The sequence below is a fragment of the Microbacterium sp. P5_E9 genome, assembly GCF_054049175.1.
The window spans coordinates 1-542 of sequence record NZ_JBFUMV010000134.1; the positions used below are offsets into that span (position 1 = coordinate 1).

Annotated in this window: 1 protein-coding gene; it reads left to right on the forward strand. The window is 58.3% G+C overall.

Features of this window, described 5'->3' with window-relative positions:
* On the forward strand, positions 1-263 hold a 263-nt coding region (locus ACXJ3V_RS20635; RefSeq protein WP_457102222.1), incomplete at its 5' end, for a hypothetical protein.
* Positions 264-542 lie beyond the last annotated feature (279 nt).

Genomic DNA, 542 nt, shown 5'->3' on the forward strand with positions numbered 1-542 from the left:
GCCGGATGCTGCGCGACACGCAGCATTCCGCCCAGCAARTSGAACGCSAGCTTCGCGATCAACTGGCCGGTCAAGCAGGCCTCCTGGCGCAGGCCCAGTCGCAAGGCTCGGCGCTGCAGCAGCGGCTGGACGATCTTCAAGGGCAGCTTAGTGAAGAAAAGAAATCGCATGATGCAACCCGCGCGCTGCTCACGGGTGCATTGGCCGCGGTGCGCAAGCCGCAGGGGACCCGCAAGTCCTCCACTGGCTTGGGAAAAGCCTAGATGGCCGCCTATCCAGGCAAGGCGACCATCTAGTCGCATCGCTGCTCCGCGCAGATTAGGGCTCCGTTAGAGCAGACCTTCGGCTGTCCGTCTCATGCAGGATATGTCTGTTGCCTCTATTCATTTCTCTCGGGAACGCAACGATTTCGTCGCCCATTCAACCCAATCCGGGCAATGAGTTTGCAGGAACTTCGTCATTCGTGCGATTGGCAGTCGCGCTCCAAAAAGGGACTTCCAACCATCGAGAATAATTCGGAAATAATCACTTGGTGCGTCAAC